We start from the raw sequence: 16,108 nt of genomic DNA on the forward strand, positions 1-16,108 counted from the left end.
AGCCTGCTGGTCAGGCGGTCGCCGCGGTCAGCGCCGCGCGCAGCCGGCCCCCGGACTCCTCCAGAAGGCGGGCGGCCGTCGGGCCGTCGACCCCCGCGAGGATCACCAGGATCGCGTTCTTCACCTCGCCGTCGGTGGCCGCGAGGGCCCGCTCGATCTCCGCGTCGTCCGCGCCGGTGGCGAGCGCGACGATACGGCGGGAGCGGGCGCGCAGCTTCTCGTTCGAGGCGCGGACGTCGACCATCAGGTTCCCGTACGTCTTGCCCAGCCGGATCATCGTGATCGTCGACAGCATGTTCAGCACCAGCTTCTGGGCCGTGCCCGCCTTCAACCTCGTTGATCCGGTGAGGAGTTCGGGGCCCACGACGACCTCGATGCCGTGTTCGGCGGCTGCCGCGAGCGCGCTGTGCTCGTTGCAGGACAGGCCGATGGTCAGCGCGCCTTCGCTCCGCGCGTGTTCTACGGCTGCGATCGCGTACGGGGTGCGTCCCGAGGCGGAGATGCCGACCACCGTGTCGTCGGCGGTGAGCGCGAGTGCGTCGAGGTCGGCCTCGGCCAGGTCGCGGGAGTCCTCGGCGCCTTCGATGGACGTGACCAGGGCGTTCGGGCCGCCGGCGATCAGGCCGACCACGTCGGAGGGGTCCGTGTTGAAGGTCGGGGGGCACTCGGACGCGTCCAGCACGCCCAGCCTGCCGGCGGTACCGGCGCCCATGTAGATGAGGCGGCCTCCTCTTTCCATCCGGTTCGCTACGGCGTCGATCGCGGCGGAGATTTCGGGGAGGCGTTGCGCGACGGCGGCGGCGACTGTGGCGTCCTCGGCGTTCATGAGGCGGGCGATGTCGAGGGTGGGGAGTTGATCGATACCGGCGAGTTCGGGGCGGAAGGCTTCGGTGGTGAGTGACTCCAACTCGGCTCGGAGGTCACGGGGGTTGGACGTAGAGGTCATGGGAAAGCGGCTCTTTCGGTTGAGTCTTGTCTGGCGCCCGGTGGGGGCTGGTCGCGCAGTTCCCCGCGCCCCTGGGGGGTGCGACACCGGCGGCGCTTTCAAATGTGCGGTGAGAAGTCCCACCTATAGGGGCGCGGGGAACTGCGCGACCAGCCCCCACGCACCCGCAGACAACCACGAACCGTCAGCGCCTATGTCGATGCGCCAGCGCCTCATAAGACGCCGACAACGCCGGTGCCGCCTGCTCATACGTCCGCTGCGCCACCCCGATGAACAGGCAGTCCACCACCAGCAGCTGACTGGTCCGGGACGACATCGCCGCCGGCCGCAGCTCGCTCTCCCGAGCCGTGGACGTCGTGAGGATGTGGTCGGCGTACTGCGTCACCGGCCCGTCCGGTCGCCCGGTGATCGCAACGGTCGTAGCCCCATGCTCAAAAGCCACCCGCAACGGCTCGATGACATCGCCCGTGGACCCGGAGTGGGTGATCGCGATGGCCACGTCGCCCGCCTTCAGCTGCACGGCGTTGGTGACGGCGAGATGCGGGTCGCTGTGGGCGTGGGCTATGAGGCCTATCCGGAGCAGCTTCTGGGTGAGGTCCTGGGCGACGAGCCCGGACGCCCCGACGCCGTACACATCGGCGCGGCGGGCCGCCGCGAGCGCGGTGACGGCCGCGCCGAGCTGGACGGTGTCGAGTCCGGCGGCCGTGTCGGCGAGGGTCTGCTGCTCGTCGTAGGCGAGTTTGGCGACGACGTCGGCGATCGGGTCGTCGACCGCGATGTCGGTGGTGAGGGCGGGCGCGCGCCCGGACTGCTGCTGCGCGGCGAGCCCGGCCAGGGCGAGGCGCAGGTCGCGGTAGCCGGGGTAGCCGAGGATGCGGGCGGTGCGGACGACCGTGGCCTCGCTGGTGCCGGTGAGTTCGGCGAGGCCGGTGACCGTGAGGGCCGCGCAGCCGGCCGGGTCGGCGGCGACGGTCTCGGCGACCCGCTGCATGGAGCGGGTCATGGAGGGGGCGAGGGTGCGCACCTTGGCGGCCAGCGCGGCGGGTGGCGTGCTCCCGGAACTCCCGGAGGCGCTTCCGAAAATTTCCTTCACTTCCTGGGTCACCTCTGAAAGATATTTTCGGCGCGGTGGTCCGGTCAAGAGTGCGCACAATGGGTGCATGACCCCCGACAACGACCCCCTTGACGACCCGACCGGCGAGCCCGTCCCCATCAGCCCCCTGGAGCAGGCGCTGCACGCCGCGCGCGCCCTCGTGCTCGCCGACCTGGCCGCGGGCGAGGTCGTGGCGCCGGACGTGGTGTCCATGGTGGAGGAGTCCGTCGTGGAGCGGCGGTGGTGGGTGGAGCAGTGGCCGGAGGGCGTGGAGTACGTCGCCGGACTGGTCGCTCAGGACGTGCAGGACGCGCTGCTGGAGGCGTACGGACGCTGGCCGCTCTGCCCGGTCTGCGCGGCCGGCGACCCGCACGCCCTGGAGGTCGAACCGGAACTGGGACCCGACCCGCACTGGGTGTGCCACAAGGCGGGCGTGAAGGTCGCCGCGGTGGGAACCCTGGGGTCCCTGTGACCGTGTACATCGACCCACCGACCTGGCCGGGGCACGGGCGGCTGTGGTCCCACCTGGTCAGTGACGTCTCGTACGACGAACTCCATCTGTTCGCCGAGGAGTTGGGCGTGCCGCGCCGGGCCTTCGAGCGCGATCACTACGACATTCCCTCGCACCGTTACGCGGACGCGGTGGCCGCCGGTGCGGTGGAGGTCAGGAGCCGGGAGGTGGTGCGGTTGCTGACGGTGGCGGGGCTGCGCAGGCCCAAGGGGCGGGCGCAGGAGCCCAGTTGACCGGCGAGGGCGCCGGTTGCGCGGTAGCCCGGTCGCTCAGCGGCCGAGTTCGTAGGCGAACCCCTCGTCCCCGTCCTCGCTCACCTTTTTGAAGCCCACGCGTGAAACGACCGCCTGGGACGCGAGGTTGTCCCGGTCGATCGTCGCGAAGACGGTGCGTACGTCGTCCCGGGCCAGCGCCCAGTCGCACAGCGCGCGCAGGGCCTCCGTCGCGTAGCCCTGGCCGCGGGCGCCCTCCGCCAGGTCGTAGCCGATCTCCGTGCGGCCCTCCTCGTCGGGTACGCCGTGGAAGCCCATGCCGCCGACCGCGCGGCCGTCCTCGCGGCGGACGAGGGTGAACACGCCGAACTCCGGGCGGTGGACGCCCCCTTCGTACGCCTTGCGCAGGAAGGTCGCGGCGTCCCGGGTGCCCTGGAAGGGGCCGCCCTCGATCCACTCGAACCCGCCCTCGCCACCGGCGACCAGGTCGGCGGCCGAGGCCGGGTTGACGCCCTGGAGCGTGAGGCGTTCGGTGGGGATGACGAGGTTGTTGCGCCAGCGCCACTCGGTGACGGGGGCGCGGCCGGGGAGTTCGCCGCGGCCGGTCGCCCACAGCAGGGTGCGCCAGTGGTCGGCGCCGGGGCGGACGTGCGGGAAGATCCGGGTGAGGACGAACTCGCTCAGTTCCGGGGCCGGTTCGTAGGTCAGCCCCAGGCCCTCGGCGATGTCGTGCGTGTGCAGCAGCACCTCGGCGGCGCCCATCGCGGCGAAGCCCTCGCGGTTCGCGCTGCGGAACGGGTACGGGTGGAAGGCGCGCACCTCGCGGGGGGTGGTGCGGACGGCGGCGGCGAGCAGGGCGCCGGTCGTCCGAATCACGTCCAGGACACCGGAGTTGTCGGTGCCGTCGTCGAGGGTGATGTCGAAGGGGACGTACGCGTGCTGGGGGCGCCCGGCCAACTGGCCCGCGTACGAGATGAGATCACCGGCGATGTGCTCGGCGGTGAGCCGGCAACTCCAGTCCAGCCGGCCGGCCTTCACCCCGGCCCAGTCCCGGTCGGTCGCCGTCCCCAGCAGTGCGAGGCAGCTCGCGACGGCCTCTTCCACCTGGTGTGCGTCTGTCTGGTCTGCGTCTGTCTTTCCGCCCGTGGTCCCCATGCGGGGGAGCATACGGGCCGGGGCCGTGGCGCGCTGTGGTTAAAGCATTCACCAACTGCACATGACGGTGATTTGATCATTCAGACGCTTCGGCTTCGCCGGGGGTCGAAATCGGCCCGCCGAGGGATGCGGGCAAAAGGTGCACGGGGTGGCGATCGGGACGCACCCTCAATGGCCTCTGAAATGTAACCCACAGGTAGGAATGGCCACCCCTTTGCATTCCTCCCGGTTATTCCAGGGATGCAAAAAGACGATGCTTGCCGAACTCCTCATTCCCGGGTGATCATTTCGTTGTCGCCGAACAGCCGGTGGCGAAAAGGCAAAGTGCCGAACATTCAGGAGGTTCCCCATGGAGAACACCGTCGAGATCGTCGAGACCGTCGAGATCGAAGAGGTCGAGTCCTACGAGCCCATGCTGCTCCAGGGCCCGAACGTCGACTAATTCTGTGCCCGCTCCGGCGGCCCGGGGAATTCACTTCCCCGGGCCGCCGGAGCCCCAGTTGAGGGGTGACTGTGTCTGTGCAAGCGACTGAGTCTGTCCAAGCGAGTGAGTTCATACGGCTGACGCCCCGACCGGGCGCGGCCGGCCAGTGGATCGCCGACGACCTGCTGACCAGGCGATCCTTCAAGCTGGGGGTGCAGGAGGCGGCGGTGCTCGTCCTCGCGAGCCGGCCGCTGGAGCGGCCGTTGCTGGCCAAGGAGGCGGCCGCCGAACTCGGCGTACCGCCCGAACGGGCCGAGGCCGTCGTCGCCGCGATGGAGAAGGCCGGCCTCATCGTCGGCGAGGAGCACCTCGACTCCCCGCGCTACAAATGGGGTCAGGAAGTCCTCAGGCGATGGGACGGAAAAGGCTGGCGCATGGCGGCCGAATACCATATCGCCGCCCATGATTTCCCCGGCGTCGATTACAGCAAGGGAATAGCGGTCGACCGGGAGCGAATTCACCGGTATCGGGACGAGGAAATCGACGACGACCGTTTCAAGGAGCCCGCGTCGGCGGAACGGATACCGCTCCCCGAACTCTCCCCGGACCTCGCCCCCATGCCCGTCGGCACGGACGCGGGTCGCACCCGGCACCTCGACCGGCCCGAACTCCTCACCATCGCCGCCCTCGCGCTCGGCATCGTCGAGACGACCCGCAGCCGCGCAGCGGGCTCCGCCGACTACCTCACCCGCACCAGTCCCTCCGGCGGCCGGCGCCATCCCACCGAGGGCTATCTCGCGGTCCTCGACGTCGACGGCGTCGAACCCGGCTGGTACCACGTGCACGGCGGACTGCACGCCCTGGTCCGACTGCCCGTCCCCGCACCGGACCCGGACTCCGAGGAGTTCCGCCGCGTCTTCCGGGCCAGCACCACCCGCGCCGCGTTCGACGTGCGCTGTCTGCTCGTGCTCACCTCGGTGTTCCGCCGCAACATGTGGCGCTACCGCGAGCCCCGCACCTACCGCAGCATCCACATGGACGTCGGCCACATCGCCTCCACCGTGACCCAACTCGCCGAGGGCTTCGGCATACCGGCCTTCCCCGCCTACGGCGATGTGGAGTCCGGCGTCGAGCGGATGATCGGCGTCGACGGCCTGGCGGAGGGGCTGATCGCGACGGTGGCGCTCGGCTGAGTCCCTGGTCGAACAGACAAGTGCCAGGTCATACAGCTGAGTTGACCCCCACATCTCCCACCCCCCAGACGACCCGAAGGGAGCAGCCATGTCCGCTCTTACGCCCCTGCTGCGCATCGGCGGCGGGCTCAGTCCGCGTGACGGTGTGCCCGTCCAGGATCTGGCCGGCCGCCGCCGCGGCTACGTCGACCGTCGCACCCTGGCCCGTACGATCGCCGGGGGCGCCCCGCCGGACGGCTGCGACGCCCTCGCCTCCTGGCTGGGCGGGGCCGAGGCCGCACCCCAACCCGCCCCGGAACTCGTCGAGTTCTGGCACCGGCGCCGCTGGCGGCCCTCCCTCGAATACCACCTCGTCTCCCGCGACCTGCCCTACGCCGACTCCGGCCCCGACGCCGTCGACACCCGTCGGCAGGTGCTCGCCGGATACGGCGGCGGTGATCGACTCCCGCCCCGGATACGCCCGGACGGCCGCCGCGTGCCGCTGCCCGAGCCGGTGCCGGGCGACCCCGACCGCAGCCTCGGCACCGCGCTGCTCACCCGCCGCTCGGTGCGCAGCTACCTGCCCCGGCCCACACCGGCCGGCGCGCTCTCCCACGTCCTGCGCACCGGACTCGCCACGGTCGCCGCCAACCAGCGGCGCACCGGCGAGGACGACCCCTGGGAACTGCTCCGGTCCTTCGGCACGGCCTTCGACTTCTACGTCCTGACGTACAACGTCGACGGCATCGACCCCGGCGCCTGGCTCCTCGATCTGGCCCCCGCCGAACCGGAGTTGACCGAGATCCGCCCCGGCGACCACCGGGGCGCCATGCGGGACGTGTTCTACGGTTCGCCGTGGCCGCTGACCGCCGCGTTCACGCTGGTCATGGTCGCGGACTTCGAGCAGTACCAGTACCGCTACCGGCACGAACGCGCCCTGCGCAACCTGTACATCGAGTCCGGCCACCTGGCACAGCGGCTGCTGCTGCTCGCCGACACGCACGGTCTGGGCACGTTGGTCACCCCGGCGGTGCGGGACGGACTGATCGAGGAGCTGCTCGGGCTCGATCCCGTGCGCCAGGCCACCATCTACACGCTGACCATGGGGCCCGATCCGCGGCACGGCAGCCGGACGCGCGTGAAATGAGCACCGCACCGGACACGGTGACGCCGGCTCGTCGGGGATGGGTACGCGAACAGGCCCGCCCCCTCCTGGAGTTGGCGCTGCCCGCCGTCCTCGCGACCTCCGTGTCGCGGGCCGGTGACCTCATCAGCCTCGCGCTGACCGGGCACTACAGCTCTGCGGCGCTGGCGGGGGTCGCCGGGGCGATCGTGGTCGTGGAACTGGTACTCGGCGTGCTGCTGGCCGGCGTCACGGGCTACCAGGTGCTGTGCGCCCGCCACCTCGGCGCCGGTGAACGGGCCGCCGCCGTAAGGGCGTTGCACGCCTCGCTGCGCCCGGTCGGCGCGCTGGCGGTGCTGGCCGCCCTGGCCCTGATGCTCGCGGCCCGCCCCCTGGTCGCCCTCACCGTGCACGACCCGACGGCCGTCGCGGCCGGTGCCGCCTACCTTCGCGCCCGCGCCCCCGGCCTGCCCCTCGCGGTGCTCTCGGCCCTCGGCACGATCACCCTCCAGGCGGCCGGGCGAACCCGGCTCACCCTGCTCACGAACTGCGTCACCATGCCCGTCAACCTGGTCGTGAGCTGGGCCCTCATCTACGGCATCGGCCCCCTGCCGGCGCTCGGCGCCGCCGGGAACGGTCTCGGGGTCACGCTCTCCCTCCTCTGCGCGGGCGCCCTCCAGGTCGTACTGCTGCGCCGCGCCGGTCTGTGGGACTGGCTCGGCACCTGGCGGACGACCCACTGGGACCGCCGATCCGCCTTCGAGAGCTGGGAGTTGGCGTGGCCGGCGATGGTGTCCATGGCGGTGGACTACCTCGCGTCCTTCGCCTTCTTCGCCGCGATCGGACTGCTGTCGCTCACCGAACTGGCCGCGTCCCGTGTGGTGTTCCAGCTGGTCCTGCTCGTCTTCATGCTGTCCAACGCGTTCTCGGCGGCGGCGGGTGTCCTCATGTCCCGGGCGGCGGGCGGGGGTTGCCCGGACGCGGTCCGCGCCCACTGGCGGGCCAACCGTGTCCTCGTCACCGGTGCGCTCACCCTGGCGGCGGGTGCGTTGGCCGCTGCCGTGCGCCCCGTGCTGCGACTGTTCACCGACGACCCGGCTGTCGTGTCCGCCGCGGTGGGCGCGACCCTGCTGGTCGCCCTGAGTCTGCCCCTCGTCGCCGTAACCGTCGGCAACACGGCCGCGTTGCGCGCCCTGCGCAATACCCGGGTGGACATGGTCGCCAACACGGTTGCGTCCTGGGTGGTTCAACTCCCGTTGGCCTGGGTGGCGGTGCGGGTGGGGTGGGGGTTGACCGGGGCGTTCGGTGGGGTGTTGGGGTACTGGGTGGTTCGGGCGGGGGTTACGGAGTGGGCGGTGCGGCGGATGATGGCGGTGGGGGTGTGAGTGCGCGCCCAGGAGCTCGGGGGTTCGCGTGTGAGGGGCGGCTGCGGGTGGGTGGGGGCTGGTCGCGCAGTTCCCCGCGCCCCTTCGAAACCCGGGCCTGGCTTCAACGGTGCGGGGAACTGGGCTCCTTCGAAACCCGGGCCTGGCTTCAACGGTGCGGGGAACTGGGCTCCTTCGAAACGCGGGCCCAGTTCCAGGGGCGCGGGGAACTGCGCGACCAGCCACGACGTGCCCGCGGCCGCCCGGCAACAGAACCCTCCGAGCCCTGATGCGAGGGGCGCGCGGAACTGGGCTCCTTCAAAACGCAGGCCCGGTTCTCAGGGGCGCGGGGAACTGCGCGACCAGCCACAACGCACCCGCAGCCGCCCCGCAACAGACCCCCCCCGAGCTCTTAGGCGCTGTCCATGACCTCCCCCACCCTCTCCCCGGACGGCCACTCCGTGGCATACGTCGACACGAACGGCGCGGTCACAGTCACCGAGCACGCCACCGGTGAGATACGCACCCTGCACAACCCCACCCCCCGCACCGTGCACGCCCTCCAATGGGCCCCGGACGGCACCCACTTGCTGCTCATCACGGAGTCGACAGGTCGCGAGCGCTTCACCCCGCACACCCTGCGCCTGGCGGACGGCGCGCTGCTGGACCTGGCCCCCGAGGGCACCCTGCAAGTGCGCGGACTATGGACCTCGCCTGCGCACCCGCACGCCATGGTCACGGCCGTCCGCCGACGAGGGGACCGCGCGCTGCACCCCTGGTACCTCCCTCTGAACCTCACCCCGGCCCACCCGCTCGCCCACTGCCCGGACGGCACCCGCGACTGGACCTTCGACCACCAACTCACCTGCCGGGCCTGCCTCGTGGGCCTCCCCGACGGCACCCTGCGCCTGCTCACCTCGACGGACGGCCACGCGTGGCAACCGCTCCTCGACCTCCCCCTCGACGACGCCCCGGACACCCGCCTCCTCGGCATCCACCCGGCTTCCGGCGAGGTCCTGCTGCTGACCGCGTACCAGGCCGACGCCGTCCGGATCGCCGCCGTCCACCCCGGTACCGGCCGCCCGCGCACCCTCCTCGCCGCACCCCCGTACGACATCACCACGGCCTGGCTCGCCCCGGACGGCACACCGCGCGCCGCCCTCCACCACGCGGCCCGCCGCCACCACACCTGCGCGGACCCCGCCTACGCCCGCGACCTCGCCCGTGTCGCCGACCGCATCCCCGGCGACCTCGAACTCCTGGGCCGCGACGGCGCGGACGACCACTGGCTCCTCGCCGCCCACGACCCGGCCCACGCACCACGCCACTACGTCTACGACCGAGGGGAGGGGACGGCCGTAGCGCTGCGGCCTGAGTCCGTCGAACCGCCCACCGGCGGGCCCCGCACGACCGTCCTCACCCTCACCGCCTCCGACGGCCACCCCCTCACCGCCTATCTCACCCTGCCCCCGGACGCGCCAACTCCTCCCCTCGTGCTGCGCGTTCACGGCGGACCGTGGGCCCGCGACCGGTGGCGTCACGACCCCGAGGCGAGGTCGCTCGCCGCGGCCGGTGCGGCGGTGCTGCGCGTCAACTACCGCGGTTCCACCGGGTATGGGCGCGCCTTCCGTGATCTCGGGGACGGCGAGTGGGGCGCGCGGATGCAGCGGGATCTGTACGACGCGGTGGACGCCCTGGTCGAGCAGGGGGTGTGCGATCCGGACCGTATCGCCGCGTACGGCGGTTCCTACGGCGGCTACGCGTCCCTGCTCGCCCTCACCGACCCCCGTTTCCGTTGCGCCGTCGCGGTGAACCCGTTGGTCGACCTCGCCTCCTCCGACTGGGCGGACGGCCCTTATTGGCGGCGCATGCGGGCCCTGTGGGACAAGCAGATCGGCTGGAGCCGGTTGTCGCAGGCGGAGTTGCGGCGCCGTTCGCCGCTGCACCAGGTCACGGCGATGCACGGCCCGGCACTGGTGGTACGCGGCGCGCACGATCCGCGCGTCGACGCGGCCGGCGTCGAGGCGTTCGCACGGGCGAGACGCGCGGCGGGCGGGGAGGTGGAGGAGTTGGTCCTGCCGGACGACGGTCACGCCGTCCGCAGTTCAGCGGGGCAGGAAGCCCTCCGGCACGCGCTGTTCGCCTTCCTCACCCGGCACTTGGGCCTGCCGAGGCCAGCAGATCCAGTTCCGCCGCCAGGTTGTACCGCGCCGTCGCCTCCCACTCCGCCGCCCCGTACGGCGTCCTGAACAGCCGTGGCAGCGCGAGGAGTTGACGCAGGATCGCCGAACGGCCCTCCCGGAAGAGGTCGTTGGGGACGAAGTGGTACTCCTCGCGGACGGCGGCCGTGTACGCGGCGTACGCGGACGGCGGTGCGGCCAGGATCGCGAGGTCGGCGTCGCACAGGACCTGGCCGTCGCGGTCGTCGTCGGCGGGGGCGTGCGTGACGGTGAGGCGGACGAGGCGGGCGACCTCGGCGGTCTTCACCTCCGGCACGCCCGCCTCGGTCAGGGCCCGCTCGGCGAGCCGGGCCGACCGTTCCTCGTTCTCGGAGCGGTCGGGGAGGTAGACCGCGTCGTGGAACCAGGCCGCGAGCCGTACGACGTCCGGGTCGTCGGCGTGCTTCTCCAGTACGTCGACGTGGTCGAGGACCGCGGTGAGGTGGGTGAGCGTGTGATAGTGCCGCTGCGGCTCCTGCCAGCGGGCGAGGAGGTTCTCGGCGTAGGGCGCGGGATCGGGTCCGCCTGCTGGCGTGCGGGCTCCTTCGAGAGCGCGGGTCCAGCGGGCGCGGAGGGCGTCGAGGTCGGCCATGCCTCACATTTTCGCCCCTTGTTTTCCTTCCGCGCCCTCGCGCCTAGCGTGGAACGCATGACTTACGCCGACACGACTCACGACGTACGTGACCCCGAGCTGCCCGGCCGTCTCCTCGCCGTCGAACGCGACGCGCTCGTCCCGTTCCTGCGCTCCCGCCCCGACGAGGACTTCGCGCGGGCGACCGTCGCGTGTCCGGGCTGGACCGTGCGGGACGTGCTCGCGCACTGTTCGGCCGCGCTGACGCGGGTGGTGGAACGCCGGTTCGAGGAGGGGGTGTTCTCACCGGAGGCGAACGACCGGGACATCGCCGAGCGCGCCGACTGGACGAACGCGCGGGTCGTCGACGAACTGGAGCGGGGCATGACCGAGGCCGGTGCGGCGATCGCCCGCGCGGGCGGTGCGCTGGACGGGGTCGCGCTCGGGGAGTGGGTGCACGCCGGCGACGTACGGGACGCGCTCGGGGTGCCCGGGGCGTACGGCGGTGCGGGGCTGGGGTCCGCGCTGACCCTGCTCTCCCGTGTGACCCGGCAGAGGGGCCATCTGCCTCTCCACGCGGACCTCGACGACCTGGACGATCCGCTGCGGCTGGGCGACGCGTCGGGGGAGCGGACGCCCGCGCGCTACATCGGCGATGCGCCCACGCTCGTACGGCTGTACTCGGGTCGGCCGGTGCCGGACGGGTCGGCGTACGAACTGGCGGGGGCGACGGCGGAGGAGCTGAACATCTTCGGGTGACGGTTGCGGGTGTGACGGGGGTGATCTCGCGAGCCCCGCCCCTCCCGGCGTACCCTGAGATTGGACTAGACCTGTAGCCGCTCCAGGGAACACGACGGAAGGGGTCCTATGAGCACGCGTGCAGTCCTGGAGGTGATCGCCCTCGGCGCCGAGGACGCGGTCGCCGCCCAGGCCGGAGGCGCGGACCGTCTCGAACTGGTCACCGACATGGCGGCCGACGGGCTCACCCCGCCGGTGGAGACCTTCGCCGCGATCCGCGCCTCCGTCGACATCGACCTGCGCGTGATGCTGCGCCTCGCGGACGGCTTCGCCGCCGGTGACGTCCCCCGGCTGGTGCGGGCGGCCACCGAACTGCGGACCGCCGGCGCCGACCAGTTCGTGCTCGGCTTCCTCGACCCGGACGGCTGCGTCGACCTCGACGCGGTGGAACGCGTCGTCGCCGAACTGGACGGCTGCGCCTGGACGTTCCACCGCGCGATCGACCGCGCCGCCGACCGCGACGCCCTGCGCAAGCAGCTCGCGGACCTGCCCGGACTCGACACCTACCTCACCGCCGGCTCGGCGACGGGCGTCGACGACGGCCTCCCCACCCTCCTCCGCGAGGCGGCCCTGCGCGGCGAACCCGGCTACGAACAGCGCGTCCTGGTCGGCGGCGGCCTGCGCCTCGCCCACGTACCGACCCTGCTCGCCGCCGGCGTCGACGCCTTCCACATCGGCGGGGCCGCTCGGCCGGGCGGCTGGGCGGAACCGGTCTCGGCGTCGGCCGTCGGGGAGTGGCGGAAGGTTCTCGACGCCCGGTCGTAGGAATGTCGTAGGACGGTCGTGGGAGGGATGCGCGACGAGGCGGGGCGTCGATTCCCGGTGTGCGCCCCGTCCGTCGGCCTCAGGTGCGCGCCGGTTCCGAAGCACTCGCGGCCGGCTGCCGCTGCGGCCCCCGTACCGGCCGTGTCGTCAGTGCCGCCACGACCGTCGCCAGCAGGGCGAGGCCCGCCCCCGCCAGCAGGAACCAGCGGTCGCCGAACAGGCTCAGGGCCAGGCTGCCCGTGCCGCCGGCCGCCGCCATGCCCAGGTAGAGCGCGCTGCTGTTGAGGGAGATCAGCACGGGTGCGTCGGCGGGGGCGAGGGAGGTCACGCGGGTGATCTGGGCGACCATGATGGACCAGCCGAACACCGGGGCGAGCGCGGAGGCGGCGAGCGCGGTCGGCATGGTGCGCAGCGTCCACGGGGAGGCGGCCGCCAGCGCCACATAGGCCGTACTCGCCGACAGGATCACCACCCGCGGCCCCCACCTGTCGATCACCCGCCCGCTCACCGTCGAACCCACGACCGCCGCGCAGCCGGACACCAGGAGCAGCAGGGTCAGCCGGTCCTGGGAACCGTGGGTCGCCGGGCGGGTGGCCACCGTGTAGTAGATGTACGTCGTCTGGAAGGCCAGGAAGACCAGGAAGGTGGTGCCGGCCGCGCCCAGCACCCGCCGGTCGGCCAGCGGGGCGAACCGCGCGCGCAGGCCCAACGAGGCGGCGGGCTGCGGGAGTTCGGGCAGCAGCACGGCGAGTCCCGCGAACGCGGCGACCCCGAGCCCGGTCACCAGCCACATCGTGAGCCGCCAGTCCGTACGCCCGATCCAGGTGCCCAGCGGTACCCCGAGCGCGGTCGCGACCGTCAGCCCGCCCATCACCACCGCGATCGCCCGCCCGCGCCGCTCCGCCGGCACCAGCGTCGTCGCCACGGCGTTCGCGGTGGGGGTGTACAGAGCCGCTCCTACGGCGGCCAGCACGCGGGTCGCCAGCAGCGCGTCGTACGAAGGGGCAAGCGCCGTAAGGGCGTTGGCGGCGCTGAAGACGGCGAGCGCCGTGAGCAGGGCGCGGCGGCGCGGCCAGCGCGCGGTGACCGTGGCCAGGACGGGGGCGAGGACGCCGTAGGAGAGGGCGAAGACGGTGACCATCTGGCCGGCGACCGAGATGGAGACGTCCAGATCGCGGGCGACGAGCGGCAGGATGCCGGCCGTCACCATGCCGTCGGTTCCTACGGCGAAGGTGCCGAGGGCGAGCAGGAGCAGGCGCACGGGTCCCCCAGGTGCGTCCGGCGCAGGACTGCGCAACGGTTTGACGTTGGTCAAACAATAGAGGTTGTTGGATGATTGTCAAACGGTACGGAGGGGAGTGCGCCCGTGAGCGAGGCGGAGAACGAGTGGCTGCCGCAGCCGGACGTCGACGACATCGAGCTGGTCAAGGTGTTGCAGGCGCTCGCCGACCCGGTGCGGCTGTCGCTGCTGAAGGCGTATGCGGCGGGGAAGCGGTTCAACTGTTCGCCCGAAGAGCTCGGCGTCGCTCATCTGCACAAGTCGACCGTCTCGCACCACATGAAGATCATGCGCGAGGCCGGGCTCACCTCGACCCGGGCCGTCGGCCGCAACCGCTATGTGCAGCTGCGGCGGGACGACCTGGACGCGAGGTTCCCCGGGTTGCTGGACTCCCTGCTCAAATCCCTGCCTGATTAGGCGAGTTGGGGCGGCAGCGGTGCCGCGTGCGTGACGATCAGGCCCGATACCGCTCGGGTCAGGGAGACGTACAGGCGGCGCAGGCCGGTGCGTTCGTCGGGTTCGCCGTCGACCACGGCCTGCGGTTCGTCGAGGACCACGTAGTCGTACTCCAGGCCCTTCGCGAGCGAGGCCGGGACCAGGGTCAGCCGGGTGTCTGCGGTCGTCTCCTCGCCCGGGTCGATGTAACCGATGCCCGCCGCCGTCAGCGCCTCCGCCAGTTCGGGGATGCGGGCATCGGCCGCGATCAGGCCCGTCGAACCCTCGTTGCGCAGCAACTCCTCGCAGGCGGCGACCACTTCGGCCGTACCGGTGACGGGGCGCAGGTCGAAAAAGCCGGGGTTCTCACGGACCGAGGCGACGGGGGTGAGTCCCGGCGCGATGTGGGGGAGGAGCCGGGAGGCGTACGTGATGACGTCCGTCGGTACGCGGAAACCGGCCGTCAACTCCTCGATCACGCCCTCGGACTTGCCGAGGTGGGCCAGCGCCTCGTCCCAACTCCGGGTCGCCCAGGGCGTGGTGCCCTGTGCCAGGTCGCCGAGGACGGTCGCGGAACCGGTGGTGCAGCGGCGGCCGACGGCGCGGTACTGCATCGGGGAGAGGTCCTGGGCCTCGTCGAGCACGACATGCCCTAGCGAGTGCGTCCGCTGGACGAGGTCGGTCGCCTCGTCGATCAACACGGCGTCCGCGGCAGCCCACTTGGCGGCCTTGATGCTCCGCACGGGCTTCGACCAGAGGATCGTCTTCTGCTCGTCCTCGTCGAGGAGTCCGTCCGCGTGCGCGGCGAGGAAGTCCGCGTCGCTGAGCAGCCGCAGCACAAGTTTCGCGGGCTCGACCGGCGGCCACACCGCCTTCACGGCCGCCTTCACCGCGGCGTTGCGGGCCACCGCGTCCTGCACCCGGTCGTCCGGCGCCTCCCCCGACCGCTCCATCTGCACCAGCACGGCATGCGCGATGCGCTGCGGCAGGGCCTCGCGGGCGGCGCCGTAGCGGATGTCGCGGTCGAGCAACTCCCGCACGATGGCTTCGAGTTCGTACGCCGGTACCCGCCACCGGCGTGAGCCGCGCACCACCATCACCGGCTCGGTCGGCAGAGTCACGTGCGAGTAGATCGCCCTGCGGAGGACCTCGGCCATGCGCGCGTCGCCCTTGATGACGGCGGCCGGTGCCTCGTCCGTGCCGCGCACCTCGACGTGGGCGACCAGGTCGTCGACCGTGCCCTGGCGGACCGTCAACTCGCCCAGCGCGGGCAGGACTTGCTCGATGTAGTGGAGGAAGGACTTGTTCGGCCCGATGACGAGGGTGCCGGTACGGGCGAGCCGCTCGCGGTGGGCGTAGAGGAGGTAGGCGACGCGGTGCAGGCCGACGGCGGTCTTCCCGGTCCCGGGGCCTCCCTGCACGCACACCGTGCCGCCCAGTCCGCTGCGCACGATCTCGTCCTGCTCGGGCTGGATGGTGGCGACGATGTCGCGCATCGGGCCGACGCGGGGCCGCTCGATCTCCTGCTGCAGCAGCTTGCTGGTCGCGGCGGCCTCGGCCGGGTCCATGAGGTGCTCGTCCTCGTACGCCGTGAGGTCGCCGCCCGTGTAACCGAAGCGGCGGCGCAGCGAGACATCCAAGGGGTCCTTCTTCGACGCCCGGTAGAACGGCTGCGAGACCGGCGCACGCCAGTCGATGACCATCGGGTCGCCGTCACCGTCGTGCACATGCCGGCGCCCGATGTAGAACTGCTCGCCCTCCGCGCCCTCGGCCTGCTCGGCGCCGGGTGCGTGCAGGTAGTTGAGCCGGCCGAAGAACAGCGGGGTGTCGCTCAGGTCGGCCAGGGCCTTGATGCGCTCGTCGATCTGACGGGCGAGGACCTCGGCGTTGACCCAGTTCGCGGTGACGTCCTTGATGTCGAGCGACTCGACGTCTTCGCGCATGGCGCGGAGCGCGGAACGGGAGGAGGCGAGGTGGGAGCGTTCGCGGGCGAGGGGGTCGTCAGTGGGCGTGGACAAGGGGGTGCCTCCGGAGGACCTGC

The 16,108-nt window shown here is 72.0% G+C and carries 15 protein-coding genes; 9 read left to right on the top strand and 6 right to left on the bottom strand.

The annotated features are described in order from the left end of the window. Positions 1 to 10: 10 nt before the first annotated feature. Entirely contained in the window at positions 11 to 946 is a 936-nt protein-coding gene (murQ, locus tag OO70_RS21215) for an N-acetylmuramic acid 6-phosphate etherase (RefSeq protein ID WP_043673509.1), read from the bottom strand. 184 nt (positions 947 to 1,130) lie between these two features. Continuing rightward, positions 1,131 to 2,051 carry a MurR/RpiR family transcriptional regulator gene (locus OO70_RS21220; RefSeq protein WP_043673512.1) on the bottom strand — a complete coding sequence of 307 codons (921 nt, stop codon included), beginning with the start codon at positions 2,049 to 2,051 and terminating at the stop codon, positions 1,131 to 1,133. A gap of 55 nt (positions 2,052 to 2,106) precedes the next feature. Here OO70_RS21220 and OO70_RS21225 point away from each other — a divergent pair, with 55 nt between their 5' ends. Beyond that, complete coding sequence (locus tag OO70_RS21225; RefSeq protein WP_051741466.1) at positions 2,107 to 2,511, top strand: hypothetical protein; 405 nt, start codon at positions 2,107 to 2,109, stop codon at positions 2,509 to 2,511. Further along, positions 2,508 to 2,783, top strand: a complete 276-nt coding sequence (locus tag OO70_RS21230; RefSeq protein ID WP_043673515.1) for a DUF4031 domain-containing protein — start codon at positions 2,508 to 2,510, stop codon at positions 2,781 to 2,783. The genes OO70_RS21225 and OO70_RS21230 overlap by 4 nt, the downstream gene beginning before the upstream one ends. 36 nt (positions 2,784 to 2,819) lie before the next feature. Here OO70_RS21230 and OO70_RS21235 read toward each other — a convergent pair whose 3' ends face one another. Continuing rightward, positions 2,820 to 3,866, bottom strand: coding sequence for a GNAT family N-acetyltransferase (locus OO70_RS21235; RefSeq protein WP_043673522.1), 1,047 nt, complete (start codon positions 3,864 to 3,866; stop codon positions 2,820 to 2,822). A gap of 570 nt (positions 3,867 to 4,436) precedes the next feature. On the opposite strand from OO70_RS21235, the gene OO70_RS51290 reads away from it, so the two are divergent. The 4 genes from OO70_RS51290 (at position 4,437) to OO70_RS51295 (ending at position 10,249) form a co-directional block, all read left to right on the top strand. Next, positions 4,437 to 5,534 carry a SagB/ThcOx family dehydrogenase gene (locus OO70_RS51290; RefSeq protein ID WP_051741468.1) on the top strand — a complete coding sequence of 366 codons (1,098 nt, stop codon included), beginning with the start codon at positions 4,437 to 4,439 and terminating at the stop codon, positions 5,532 to 5,534. An 88-nt stretch (positions 5,535 to 5,622) separates the two neighbouring features. Then, entirely contained in the window at positions 5,623 to 6,660 is a 1,038-nt protein-coding gene (locus OO70_RS21245; protein WP_043673526.1) for a SagB/ThcOx family dehydrogenase, read from the top strand. Next, entirely contained in the window at positions 6,657 to 8,021 is a 1,365-nt protein-coding gene (locus tag OO70_RS21250; RefSeq protein WP_043673530.1) for an MATE family efflux transporter, read from the top strand. The genes OO70_RS21245 and OO70_RS21250 overlap by 4 nt, the downstream gene beginning before the upstream one ends. 404 nt (positions 8,022 to 8,425) lie before the next feature. Next, positions 8,426 to 10,249: a S9 family peptidase gene (locus OO70_RS51295; RefSeq protein ID WP_051741470.1), complete on the top strand. Its 1,824-nt coding sequence runs from the start codon at positions 8,426 to 8,428 to the stop codon at positions 10,247 to 10,249. Here OO70_RS51295 and OO70_RS21260 read toward each other — a convergent pair. Beyond that, positions 10,149 to 10,811, bottom strand: coding sequence for an HD domain-containing protein (locus OO70_RS21260; protein WP_043673533.1), 663 nt, complete (start codon positions 10,809 to 10,811; stop codon positions 10,149 to 10,151). The genes OO70_RS51295 and OO70_RS21260 overlap by 101 nt on opposite strands. 57 nt (positions 10,812 to 10,868) lie before the next feature. Here OO70_RS21260 and OO70_RS21265 point away from each other — a divergent pair, with 57 nt between their 5' ends. Beyond that, the gene (locus tag OO70_RS21265; protein ID WP_043673536.1) at positions 10,869 to 11,549 is read left to right on the top strand and encodes a maleylpyruvate isomerase family mycothiol-dependent enzyme; all 681 of its coding nucleotides are present in this window, start codon (positions 10,869 to 10,871) and stop codon (positions 11,547 to 11,549) included. A gap of 108 nt (positions 11,550 to 11,657) precedes the next feature. Next, positions 11,658 to 12,353: a copper homeostasis protein CutC gene (locus tag OO70_RS21270; RefSeq protein ID WP_043673538.1), complete on the top strand. Its 696-nt coding sequence runs from the start codon at positions 11,658 to 11,660 to the stop codon at positions 12,351 to 12,353. A gap of 79 nt (positions 12,354 to 12,432) precedes the next feature. On the opposite strand, the gene OO70_RS21275 is transcribed toward OO70_RS21270, so the two are convergent. Continuing rightward, positions 12,433 to 13,614 carry an MFS transporter gene (locus tag OO70_RS21275; protein WP_043673541.1) on the bottom strand — a complete coding sequence of 394 codons (1,182 nt, stop codon included), beginning with the start codon at positions 13,612 to 13,614 and terminating at the stop codon, positions 12,433 to 12,435. A gap of 105 nt (positions 13,615 to 13,719) precedes the next feature. Here OO70_RS21275 and OO70_RS21280 point away from each other — a divergent pair, with 105 nt between their 5' ends. Then, a complete protein-coding gene (locus OO70_RS21280; protein WP_043673544.1) occupies positions 13,720 to 14,049 on the top strand; it encodes an ArsR/SmtB family transcription factor in 330 nt (109 codons plus the stop codon). Here the strand turns inward: OO70_RS21280 and OO70_RS21285 are convergent. Then, positions 14,046 to 16,085 carry a HelD family protein gene (locus OO70_RS21285; protein WP_043673546.1) on the bottom strand — a complete coding sequence of 680 codons (2,040 nt, stop codon included), beginning with the start codon at positions 16,083 to 16,085 and terminating at the stop codon, positions 14,046 to 14,048. The two genes, OO70_RS21280 and OO70_RS21285, sit on opposite strands and share 4 nt — an antisense overlap. Between the last annotated feature and the right edge of the window lie 23 nt (positions 16,086 to 16,108).

Source organism: Streptomyces xylophagus, from assembly GCF_000716435.1.
Classification (GTDB): domain Bacteria; phylum Actinomycetota; class Actinomycetes; order Streptomycetales; family Streptomycetaceae; genus Streptomyces; species Streptomyces xylophagus.

Coding starts and splice junctions, on each gene's coding strand:
- murQ (WP_043673509.1), bottom strand. CDS start 946: ATGACCTCTACGTCCAACCCCCGTGACCTCCGAGCCGAGTTGGAGTCA.
- OO70_RS21225 (WP_051741466.1), top strand. CDS start 2,107: ATGACCCCCGACAACGACCCCCTTGACGACCCGACCGGCGAGCCCGTC.
- OO70_RS21245 (WP_043673526.1), top strand. CDS start 5,623: ATGTCCGCTCTTACGCCCCTGCTGCGCATCGGCGGCGGGCTCAGTCCG.
- OO70_RS21250 (WP_043673530.1), top strand. CDS start 6,657: ATGAGCACCGCACCGGACACGGTGACGCCGGCTCGTCGGGGATGGGTA.
- OO70_RS51295 (WP_051741470.1), top strand. CDS start 8,426: ATGACCTCCCCCACCCTCTCCCCGGACGGCCACTCCGTGGCATACGTC.
- OO70_RS21260 (WP_043673533.1), bottom strand. CDS start 10,811: ATGGCCGACCTCGACGCCCTCCGCGCCCGCTGGACCCGCGCTCTCGAA.
- OO70_RS21265 (WP_043673536.1), top strand. CDS start 10,869: ATGACTTACGCCGACACGACTCACGACGTACGTGACCCCGAGCTGCCC.
- OO70_RS21270 (WP_043673538.1), top strand. CDS start 11,658: ATGAGCACGCGTGCAGTCCTGGAGGTGATCGCCCTCGGCGCCGAGGAC.